Consider the following 10444-nt stretch of genomic DNA (forward strand, 5'->3'; position numbering starts at 1 on the left):
TCTTCGTTCTGTAATTGCTACTTAAACCGGATCATAGGTACGTCTAGCCCGGCTGGGACTCGCATCCTACGCCATCACCGTTGCTATCGCGGTCGGGACTGTATTCCGGATCGCCGGGGTAAACTTTGTGGCCAATCTCAGCGCAGGTTCGACTGGCGCCGCCCGAATATTCAGGTGCTGGCGCAGGGGCCTGGGCAGGTTCCACAGGAACGTCCATCTCATTGGAACATTGCTGCGTCCAACCAGAGGTTCCGTCTGTGAAGAATGTTGTTCCGCGCTCATGGAGCAAAGGATCGCCACAGGTTGAAATGGTTTTGTTCATCGGTGTTGGGGATGTTTCTCCAGGTGCTTCGGTGTAACCGATTACTGGGTCTTTTTCTTGGCCGATGTTCTGCGGCGGCACTACGTGAAGATCGTCATCATCTTCTGCATCGACGGGCAAGGTTGGTGATGGTGTTTGACTAGTCAAAGAAGCGCTGCTGGTTGCCGATGTGCTTGACGTAGCAGTGGTACTAGTTGCTGAAGTAGTGCTGGTGATTTGGGTGCTAGAGGGGGTGGTGGAGTCTGCGGATTCCTCCGCGCTGCCGCATGCAGTTAGTGCGAGAGGAACGGCGAGAATAATTGGTAGCAGGCGTTTCATGCTGCTGTCCTTCCGAAGGGAGCGGTTTAGTTTTAAAGAGATTGACGGTTTCACTACCGGCGCATGAGCGAATAGCGAAGACTGCGAATAAAAATCTTACTGCTCGACGATTGCATTTAGAGGGCAAAGTGACATCGGAACTTCTCGGCTATTTTGATTGGCTATCGAGATTTTCTGAATCGACAACCTGTCTGAAAACTTTGGTGATGGTTTGCCCGATTTAGATTGCGTACGTTGAAAGAGCTGGACCTGACCTATCCGTAGTATGTTGTCATACTCGCGCTTTGGGAGTGTGACGGCATTACGGTCCGCGATCTAGGGGAGAAGCTGCACCTCGATAGTGGAACGCTCTCGCCCTTGCTGCGGCGCCTTGAGAAAATCGGCTACATCACCCGCGAACGTTCCGAAGAAGACTCGCGCGTCGTGCTAATTCATCTCAGCGACCAAGGCCAGGAACTACGCGCTGAAGCCGGTTGGGTGCAATCCTGCCTCATCGATAGTCTCGGGCTTTCGCGCGAAGAAATGGATACGCTGCGCTCACTCGCGCAGAAGGCTACCAAGCTCGTCCACGAACATTAATTCATTTGCATCAAATCAACTGCACCCATTCAAGTGCGCTAAACCTTTACCCATTAGGAGCTACAACATGAACGCAATCTACACCGCAGAAGCACTGGCAACTGGCGCTGGTCGTGACGGCCACGTACGTTCCGCTGATGGCCTGGTTGACATGGACCTAGCCATTCCTAAGGAGATGGGTGGCCAAGGCGGCGCCGCGAACCCAGAGCTCCTCTTTGCTGCCGGCTACGCAGCCTGCTTCCACTCCGCGCTGCAGATGGTGGCCCTCGCCGACAAGGCGCATGAGGTCTGCCCTTATAGCAACGCCACCCGCGGCAACATCGACGTCAAGGTTTCTGTCGTCGAGGATTAATCGGCGCGGTGCTGGAGCACCATTTCTTAACCACAAAAGCGCTGAACCAGCGCATCGTATGCCTTCACTGTGAGTTCTAGGTCTTCCAGGTGGAGGCATTCGTCATGTGAATGTAGCTCGTTGTTGGCGCTAGCTAAGTCCCGTGGGCGAGCATGCAGGGCGAAACCATAGCCCACACCACCCATGCGGCGGGCGAATCGCAGATCTGAGCCGCCCGAGGCGTAGACGGGCACAACTGATGCCTCTGGGAAGAACTCGCCAAATGTCGCAGCCATCGCATCCCAGAGCGGACCTTCTGCAGGCGATGCCGAGGGGGTCTCATTGTTGAGATGCTCGATCCTTATCGCATCCGCCATGTCCCCCAGCGCCGCAATGAGGGCGGCGTCGACAGAATCCGCGGTATCCGTCGGATGCGCCCGGATGTCGAGGTTGAGATAAGCCTTCGAGGGAATGACGTTGATGGCGCTACCGCCATGAATCCCCGTGAAAGCGATGTTGGTGTGACTAAAAGAGTGTGCGAACGCCGCTAGCTTACCGAAAGTCTCGTAAGTAGCGTCCCCTGCGGATCCGTCGACAAGCGCGGCGGTGGTATCTGGATCGAAGTGGAACGCCTCCACGAACCAGGACCACACGTGGTCATAGGCGGGCGGCATTGCCAACGCGCCCACGCGCCGGGCGGCCTCCGCCAGTGTGAGGATGGATGAAGACTTTCCATAGGGTAGGGAGCCGTGCCCCGTATCCCCTGTGGCATGGAGGCGACGCTGGAAGATGCCCTTCTCGCCGACGTTGATAACCAGAGCATCGCTGCCATCACGCACCGGCAGATGCGAGCCGCCGGTCTCGGAGAGGCAGTTCTTCCAAGAGAATGCGTCGGGTCGGTTCTCAGAAATCCAGCGCGCGCCCAACCTTCCGCCGGATTCTTCGTCGGCGAGCCCCACGAAGGTCACTGTTCCCCTTGGCGGGTTGCCTGCCTGCGCGCGCCGGGCTGTTTCGCGCGTGGCTGCGGCTTGCGACGCCGTGATGAAGAGCATGTCGAATACCCCGCGGCCGTACAGAACACCGTCTACCACCTCGGCATCGAAGGGATCGTGAGTCCATTTGTCCACGTCAACGGGGACTACGTCAATGTGACCGAGCATCGTCAGTGGTTCCGCTGTGGGGTTGCTGCCGGGCACTGTAAACGCGATCGATACGCGGCCGGGTTCTGGCTCGAAGCGCTCCACCTGGGCTCCCGAGCCCTCGAAGAACTCCTCCAACAGGTTCGCGTTGCGGTACTCGTGGCCACTTCCGGGTGTGCCGTCGTTGATGCAACGATTGCGAATTAATCCCTGCAAGAGTTCAAGAGTGTCGTTGAATAAACCCATTCTGAGGAAGCCGCCTTTCTGGTTTTGTCGTTGAGTGTCCTACGTTCCAAGATTTCTATATACTAACCGATAAATAAAAAGTTGAGATGCACATCACTGTTATATGTAATGTAAGCTACATTGTCTAGAAAGTGTCGCGGGGATAACCCCTCAGTAAATGGGCAAGATGACCACAAATAAAAGACCAATCCCCTTAAAACACGAGGAGAACCACCATGGCCATCACAAAAGAGACCACGAGTGAGCCGCAGGGGAGTGCAAGTCCTGCAAAGGACGCGAAGACTCAACCAGCCAGTAACGGTTGGCTCGATAAGTTTCTCAACGGCGTTGAATACGTAGGCAACAAGCTGCCAGAGCCGTTTACCATCTTCCTGATCCTGTTCCTCATCACCGGCGTTGCTTCTTCCATCATGGCGTGGATGGACATCAAGGTGCAGGTGCCTGGTTCCGATGAAATCCAGCCCGTCAAGGGCTTGTTCACCGGCGAGGGAATGTCGTGGTTTACCACCACGATGGGCGAGAATTACATCAACTTCCCGCCGCTGGTTACGGTGCTGCCCATCATGTTGGCAGTCGGCGTGGCCGAGCGCTCCGGAATGCTCTCCGCCCTCATTCGCAAGTTCTTCGGCTCTGCGAAGCCATGGCTTTTGCCTTACGCGGTCGGCGTCATTGGCGTGACCGCATCGGTCATGGCTGACGCTGCCTTCGTTATCGTTCCGCCACTGGCGGCGATGGTGTTCAAGGCAGCCGGCCGTCACCCTGTCGCAGGCCTCATCGGTGGCTTCGCTGCCGTTGGCGCTGGCTACTCCACCGCACTGGTCCCGACCTCCCTGGATGCGCTGTTCGCAGGTATTACCACCGCGGTTATGGAAACCCTCCCGGGCATGGAGTCCTCTGACGTGAACGCAATGTCCAACTACTTCTTCAACGTGGCATCTTCCATCGTTCTCGGTGTCTTGGCTGGTTACATCACTGACCGCGTCATCGAGCCGCGCATGTGGAAACAGGAAGTGCCTACCGAAGAGGACATCGATCCGGAAGAGGCCGCACACCGCGGCGACCGCGACGAGAACGGCGAGGAGCTCTCCGCAGAGCTTTCCCTGACTGAAAGCAAAGGCCTGGTGTGGTCTGCAGTTGCCACCGTCATCGTTACCGCGGCACTGTTGTTCGCCATTCTTCTGCCAGATTCCCCGTGGCGTAACGAGACCGGAGGCTTCCTGCCGAAGTCTCCGCTGATGAGCTCCATCGTCTTCATCGTCTTCCTGTACTTCCTTGTGCTCGGTGTGGTCTACGGCAAGGTCGTGGGCACCGTCAACGGCATCAAGGATGTCGTCGACATGATGATTGGCTCGCTGAAAGACATGTTGAGCTTTCTCATCTTGGCCTTCATCTTGGGCCAGTTCGTGGCGCTGTTTGCGTGGACCGGCATCGGTACTTTTACTGCGGTCAAGGGCGCGGCATTCCTGGAATCCATCGGTCTCACCGGCTTTGGCGCGGTCCTCGCGTTCATCGTCTTGGCCTCATGCCTGAACCTGCTCATCATCTCCGGTTCTTCGATGTGGACCCTGATGGCGGCAGTGTTCGTTCCGATGTTCGCACTGCTGGGCTACGAGCCGGCCTTTATTCAGGGCGCCTTCCGTGTGGGCGACTCTGCAACTCAGATCATCACTCCGCTGAACCCGTATATGATTGTGATGCTGGGATTCCTGCAGCGCTACGAGCCGAAGGCAGGCCTGGGCACCCTGATGGCGCGCCTGATGCCATACGTGGTTCCGTTCTTCACCGCGTGGGCAATCCTGCTGGCCATCTGGTTCTACGCAGACCTGCCGCTGGGTCCGGGCAACAACATTTTCATCGAGGGATAACGTGTGCGATAGCGACAATCACGCAAGAAACAATCCATCAACGGCGTATCTGGAGGCCACGGAGCAGCTCATTGCGCAGCGCGTGGCGGCCGCCCAAGCAGCCAACGCGGGGGCGCAAGCATCCCCGGCGGAGGCTTATGCGGGGCAGGACGTGCTGTGGAAGGCGGCGTCAGAAAGCGCTGACGCCAACCGCGAGCTTGCCGCCCACATCGTGCAGGATTTGCATGCTCACCCAGAGACGGCCTTCGAGGAGCACCGCTCGATGGGCATGCTTGCCGACGTCGTGGAGCAACGCGGTTTCCCCGTCCGACGCGGTGTTTACGGGGTGGAAACCGCTTTCGAGGTGGAGTGGAGGAGCCCGAATTTCGATGCGTCATCTCATCCCACCGTGGCAGTCATGGCCGAGTATGACGCGCTGCCCGGTATCGGGCACGGCTGTGGTCACAACGTCATCGCGGCCGCGGGCATGGGCGGATTCCTGTCCGCGGTCGAGGCGCTGCGTAAAAACGGCGGCGTCGAGGGGCGCCTGCTGCTGCAGGGCACCCCGGCTGAGGAGGGGCATTCGGGCAAGGAGTACATGATCCGTGGCGGCAGCCTTGACTCCGTGGATGCAGCGATGATGGTCCACGGCTTCGGCTATGACATTGGCTCGCACGCGTGGGTCGGGCGCCGCAGCGTAAACGTGCGCTTTCGCGGCGTGGCGGCGCACGCGAGTTCGCAACCTTTCATGGGACGCAACGCTCTCGACGCCGCGTCCTTGGCCTACCAGGGCATTGGCCTGATGCGTCAGCAGATGCCTCCGAGCGATCGCGTCCACGCCATCATGGGCGGGGGAACGCGACCTTCGGTGATTCCGCGTGAAGCCTCGATGCACATCTATGTGCGTTCCTTGGGCAACCAGACCCTCATGGATTTGTCCCAACGCGTTAACGAAATCGTTGAGGGGGCTGCGCTAATGGCCGGCGTCCAGGTCGATGTCGAATGGGACGAGCACCCGATGACGCTGCCGGTGCGCAACAACGAGGCGCTGGTGGAGCGGTGGACGCGCACGCAAACGCTGCGCGGAAGGACGGCACTTCCCGCGGGAACCGTGCCGGAGACCCTTGCCGCGTCCACGGACTTCGGTAACGTCTCGCACCTTGTGCCGGGCATTCACCCGATGGTCAAGGTCTCTCCGTCCGACGTTGCCCTGCATACCGAGGACTTCGCTCGCTGGGCCGCAACGGATGCAGCTGTCGAGGCCGCAGTGGACTCCGCAGCAGGCTTGGCCCAAGTAGCGATTGACTACTTGGCGGACACGAAAATGCGCGCGGCAGCGAACGCGGAGTTTGCCGAACAGGGCGCTGTTTCGGTGGCGGATCTCTTGGCGGAATCGGCCGCGGACTAGGCGCCGAGTAGGCGCCGAGTAGGTTTTCTTGCACTGTGCAAGGAGGTGGGGGTAACCGCCTCTTTGTGCAGTTCAACCTATATTTTATTGCATTTGTAGGCTTGCCTAACAAAAGCTGCTTGAAAGGTAAGGCTTACTTCAGTTAGGTTAGGCGAGTATTTGAAAACCTTTCGAAAAGGACATCATGACCGCCAAGATTCGTCGTTCTCTCGTCGCGTCCGTCGCAGCCCTGTCGATGGCTCTGACCGCTTGCTCTTCTGCTGAAGAGTCCACCTCCGGTTCTTCTGACACCTCCGCAGCGTCCTCCTCCGAGACCACGGAGATCACTCTCGAGGACAACTTCGGTGAGAAGAAGATTGCTGCCCCGGTTTCTGCCCCGGCCGTTACGGACAACCGCGCTTTCGAGATTCTTGCTGACTGGGATGTCAAGATTGCCGCCGCACCGCTGAAGTTGGTTCCTTCCACCGTGCGCGATGTCTACAACAAGGACACCGTCGCAGCTGACCTCGGTTCCCACCGCGAGCCGGATCTGGAATCTCTCGTCGCTGCGGAACCGGATGTGGTCTGGAACGGCCAGCGCTTCGAGCAGCACCAGGAAGACATCGAAAAGCTGGTGGAAGATGTCCCAGTGCTCGACTTTGAGCCGCGTGATGACAAGGACTTCTTCGAAGAGCTCAAGCGCCACACCGAGGCACTGGGCCAGACCTTCGGACACGAAGAGGATGCAGCCAAGCTCATCGAGGACTTCGACGCAGCCGCAAAGCGCGCCAAGGAAGCTTATGATCCTTCCAAGAAGGTCATGGCAGTGAACACCTCCGGTGGCGAGATCGGCTACATCGCGCCGAAGATCGGCCGCACCTACGGCCCGGTTTTCGACCTCATCGGTATGACCCCGGCTCTTGAGGTTCCGGAAGGAACCGATGACCACGAGGGCGATGACATCTCCGTCGAGGCAATCGCTGAGTCCAACCCGGACTGGATCCTCGTCATGGACCGCGACGCAGCCGTCAGCAAGGAAGGCGAAGAACACGTTCCAGGCGACAAACTCGTTAACGAGAATGCTGCGCTGAAGAACGTGACCGCAGTCAAGGAGGGCAACGTCTACGTTGCCCCGGCTGATACCTACGTCAACGAGAGCATCATTACCTACACTGAGATTCTCAATGCTCTGGCTGACGCCTTTGAGAAGCAGTCCTAACCTGCACAAATAGAACCGAAACCGGAACGCCGAAAGGCTTTCCGGTTTTTGGTGTGAAAGAGATAAATTTTGACTTCAGCAGAGAAAACCGCGGTTCAAGAAGCACCACCCGCGCGCCGTTCCCGCGGCAAGCTTTTCACTTGGAAGCTGTTGCTCGGCGTCGTGGCTGTAGCGGCGTTGCTCCTCCTTTCGCTCATGGTGGGGGAGTATTCGATCCTTGATCACGACGACGGCCGCAACATGTTTATGACCACGCGCATTCCGCGCACCATCGCCCTGGTGCTCGCGGGCGCGGCGATGGCGATGAGTGGATTGGTGATGCAGCTGCTCACCCAGAACCGCTTCGTTGAACCCACGACCACGGGTACCACGGAATGGGCAGGCCTCGGCCTTCTCTTTTCGATGATCGTGCTCCCGCACGCGTCGGTGCTTGGCCGCATGGTCATTTCTGTTGTGTTCTCTTTCATCGGCACGATGGTCTTTTTCGCTTTCTTGCGCCGAGTCACGTTGCGCTCCTCGCTCATCGTGCCGATCATCGGCATCATGCTGGGCGCCGTCGTCAGCGCGGTGTCCTCTTTCGTGGCACTGACCACCGACAAACTGCAGCAGCTGGGTATCTGGTTCATGGGCTCGTTCACCTCCGTGTACGAGGGCCAGTACGAGGTGCTGTGGATCGTGTTGCTGGTGCTGCTCGCGGTGTTCTTCTACGCGGACAAACTCACGGTCGCAGGCTTGGGCGAAGAAATCGCCACCAACGTGGGCCTGAATTACAACCAAATGATCCTCATCGGCACCGGGCTCATCGCTGTGGCCACTGGCGTGGTCACCGTGGTCGTGGGTTCCCTGCCTTTTTTGGGACTTATCGTTCCCAACGTGGTGAGCATGTTCCGCGGCGATGACCTGCGCTCAAACCTTCCTTGGGTATGCCTGCTCGGTATTGCCACGGTCACCTTGTGTGACCTCCTCGGCCGAACCGTCATTTCGCCGTTTGAGCTGCCCGTATCCGTCATCCTGGGCGTGGTCGGCGCGGCTGTCTTCGTATTCCTGATTGTGAGGTCCACCCGTGAGCGTTAAGACAGAGCAGCGCACAGGCGACGTCGCCAAGCAGCGCTATGTGGGCTCCTTCCAGTCGGCCAAAGCAGCGCGCAAGTACTGGCTCATCTTGGTGGCGCTCATCGTGGCGGGCGCACTCTTCGCGTTTGGCCTGCTGGCGTATGACAACCCCATGGACTTCGGAACGCGTAAGTGGTGGCTCATCGCGCAACGCCGTGCCGACGCCGTGACCGCCATGGCTATCGTGGCTGTGTGTCAAGCCGTTGCGACCGTGGCCTTTCATACGGTCACCAACAACCGCATCCTGACCCCGTCCATCATGGGCTTTGAATCGCTCTACGCGGCGATTAATACTGCGACCATCTTCTTCCTAGGCGCCACGGGTCTCACGGAAGCCCGCAACATGGGCACCTTCCTGTTCCAGATGGCAGTGATGATTGTGCTCTCGCTCATCCTGTACTCGTGGCTGCTGACAAACCGCAGCAACAACATGCATGCGATGCTATTGGTCGGCGTGGTCATTGGTGGCGGACTTGGATCGCTGTCCACTCTGATGCAGCGCATGCTGACACCCAGCGAATTCGACGTGCTGACGGCACGACTGTTTGGCTCGGTCAACAATGCTGAGACTGAGTATTATCCCATCGCAATTCCGCTGGTGATTGCGGCGACGGCGTTGCTCTTCTTTAATTCCCGCCGCCTCAACGTGCTCTCGCTTGGTCGCGAGGCTGCCACCAACCTCGGCGTAAATCACAAGTTCAACGCGATTTTTACTCTGATCCTGGTATCAGTTCTCATGGCCACCACCACCTCGCTCGTAGGTCCCATGACCTTCCTCGGATTCTTGGTGGCAACCTTGGCCTACCAGTTCGCGGAAACCTACGACCACCGATACTTGTTCCCCATGGCCATCGCCACCGCCTTTGCTGTGCTCACGGGTGCGTACTTCCTCATGCAGCACGTCTTCTACGCGCAGGGCGTTGTATCCATCATCATTGAACTTGTCGGCGGCTCGGTATTCCTCATCGTCATTTTGCGAAAGGGCAGACTGTGATCACACTCAATAACGTTGCGAAGACCTATTCCCACGAGACGAACATTGGCCCAGTGTCCCTCGACATTCCGGCCGGCGGTATCACCGCGCTTGTGGGGCCCAACGGTGCCGGCAAGTCCACGCTGCTGACGATGGTGGGGCGTTTGCTCGATATCGACGAAGGCACCATTGAGGTCGCTGGATTGGACATCGCCTCTACCAAGTCCCAGGACTTGGCCAAGATTTTGTCGATCCTGCGGCAGGAGAACCACTTCATCACGAAGCTGACGGTGCGTCAGCTCGTGGGGTTTGGCCGCTTCCCGTACTCGCATGGCCGCCTGACGGCTGAGGACGAGGAGATCATCTCCAAGTACATTGACTTCCTTCACCTCAGCGATTTGGAGGATCGCTACCTGGATCAGCTCTCGGGCGGCCAGCGTCAGCGCGCGTATGTGGCGATGGTCCTGTGTCAGGAGACTGATTACGTTTTGCTGGACGAGCCTCTCAACAACCTTGATATCGCGCACTCCGTGGAAATGATGAAGCACCTCAAGGAGGCCGCGCAGAACTTCGGGCGCACGATCATCATCGTCTTGCATGACATCAACTTCGCTGCTCGCTACGCCGATCACATCTGTGCGGTGAAGAATGGGGAAGTGGTGGCCTTCGGTAATCCGAAGGAGGTCATGCGCGACGAGGTGCTGACCCCAATCTTCAATACGCCCATCAAAGTTATCGACGGCCCAGATGGATTGTTGGCCTGCTATCACTAACTGCTTGACGACGTCGCCCCCTCTGGGCGTTGCTTGATACGCCAGGTTTGTCTCCGAAATGGTGGATTTACCTGGCGATTTGTGTACTAACACTAGTGCGCGCTAAATTATTCCAAGTCGCAACAAGGTGGCCGCAAGGTTAACAAGTTGAGACGAGGATGAATTTTTCTTCACGGATTTGACACTAATCAAAGAAGTGA

At 58.1% G+C, this 10444-nt stretch carries 10 protein-coding genes; 8 read left to right on the plus strand and 2 right to left on the minus strand.

Translation table 11 applies throughout. The features are described from left to right. Positions 1 to 43: 43 nt before the first annotated feature. Positions 44 to 640, minus strand: a complete 597-nt coding sequence (locus QKB66_RS10205) for an excalibur calcium-binding domain-containing protein (protein WP_414253230.1) — start codon at positions 638 to 640, stop codon at positions 44 to 46. A 273-nt stretch (positions 641 to 913) separates the two neighbouring features. Here QKB66_RS10205 and QKB66_RS10210 point away from each other — a divergent pair, with 273 nt between their 5' ends. Both QKB66_RS10210 and QKB66_RS10215 read left to right on the plus strand, forming a co-directional pair. Then, a complete protein-coding gene (locus QKB66_RS10210; RefSeq protein WP_070518268.1) occupies positions 914 to 1219 on the plus strand; it encodes a transcriptional regulator, SarA/Rot family in 306 nt (101 codons plus the stop codon). 67 nt (positions 1220 to 1286) lie between these two features. Continuing rightward, positions 1287 to 1571: a hypothetical protein gene (locus QKB66_RS10215; protein WP_070456356.1), complete on the plus strand. Its 285-nt coding sequence runs from the start codon at positions 1287 to 1289 to the stop codon at positions 1569 to 1571. A 26-nt stretch (positions 1572 to 1597) separates the two neighbouring features. On the opposite strand, the gene QKB66_RS10220 is transcribed toward QKB66_RS10215, so the two are convergent. Further along, a complete protein-coding gene (locus QKB66_RS10220; protein WP_414253231.1) occupies positions 1598 to 2935 on the minus strand; it encodes a M20/M25/M40 family metallo-hydrolase in 1338 nt (445 codons plus the stop codon). 215 nt (positions 2936 to 3150) lie between these two features. On the opposite strand from QKB66_RS10220, the gene QKB66_RS10225 reads away from it, so the two are divergent. The 6 genes from QKB66_RS10225 (at position 3151) to QKB66_RS10250 (ending at position 10244) form a co-directional block, all read left to right on the plus strand. Beyond that, positions 3151 to 4800, plus strand: a complete 1650-nt coding sequence (locus QKB66_RS10225; protein WP_239299748.1) for an AbgT family transporter — start codon at positions 3151 to 3153, stop codon at positions 4798 to 4800. Between the two features lies 1 nt (position 4801). Beyond that, the gene (locus QKB66_RS10230; protein WP_414253232.1) at positions 4802 to 6187 is read left to right on the plus strand and encodes a M20 family metallopeptidase; all 1386 of its coding nucleotides are present in this window, start codon (positions 4802 to 4804) and stop codon (positions 6185 to 6187) included. A 184-nt stretch (positions 6188 to 6371) separates the two neighbouring features. Further along, positions 6372 to 7385: a siderophore ABC transporter substrate-binding protein gene (locus tag QKB66_RS10235; RefSeq protein ID WP_062035635.1), complete on the plus strand. Its 1014-nt coding sequence runs from the start codon at positions 6372 to 6374 to the stop codon at positions 7383 to 7385. A 69-nt stretch (positions 7386 to 7454) separates the two neighbouring features. Then, positions 7455 to 8459 (plus strand): ABC transporter permease, encoded by a 1005-nt coding sequence (locus tag QKB66_RS10240; protein ID WP_414253233.1) that lies wholly within the window; start codon positions 7455 to 7457, stop codon positions 8457 to 8459. Next, on the plus strand, positions 8449 to 9492 hold the full coding sequence (locus QKB66_RS10245) for an iron chelate uptake ABC transporter family permease subunit (RefSeq protein ID WP_070456347.1): 1044 nt from the start codon (positions 8449 to 8451) through the stop codon (positions 9490 to 9492). Before QKB66_RS10240 ends, QKB66_RS10245 begins: the two co-directional genes overlap by 11 nt. Then, positions 9489 to 10244, plus strand: a complete 756-nt coding sequence (locus tag QKB66_RS10250; protein ID WP_070733154.1) for an ABC transporter ATP-binding protein — start codon at positions 9489 to 9491, stop codon at positions 10242 to 10244. Before QKB66_RS10245 ends, QKB66_RS10250 begins: the two co-directional genes overlap by 4 nt. The last annotated feature ends 200 nt before the right edge of the window (positions 10245 to 10444 follow it).

This window comes from Corynebacterium sp. c25Ua_89 (assembly GCF_047459735.1).
GTDB lineage: Bacteria > Actinomycetota > Actinomycetes > Mycobacteriales > Mycobacteriaceae > Corynebacterium > Corynebacterium simulans.

Coding starts and splice junctions, on each gene's coding strand:
- QKB66_RS10205 (WP_414253230.1), bottom strand. CDS start 640: ATGAAACGCCTGCTACCAATTATTCTCGCCGTTCCTCTCGCACTAACT.
- QKB66_RS10215 (WP_070456356.1), top strand. CDS start 1,287: ATGAACGCAATCTACACCGCAGAAGCACTGGCAACTGGCGCTGGTCGT.
- QKB66_RS10220 (WP_414253231.1), bottom strand. CDS start 2,935: ATGGGTTTATTCAACGACACTCTTGAACTCTTGCAGGGATTAATTCGC.
- QKB66_RS10225 (WP_239299748.1), top strand. CDS start 3,151: ATGGCCATCACAAAAGAGACCACGAGTGAGCCGCAGGGGAGTGCAAGT.
- QKB66_RS10235 (WP_062035635.1), top strand. CDS start 6,372: ATGACCGCCAAGATTCGTCGTTCTCTCGTCGCGTCCGTCGCAGCCCTG.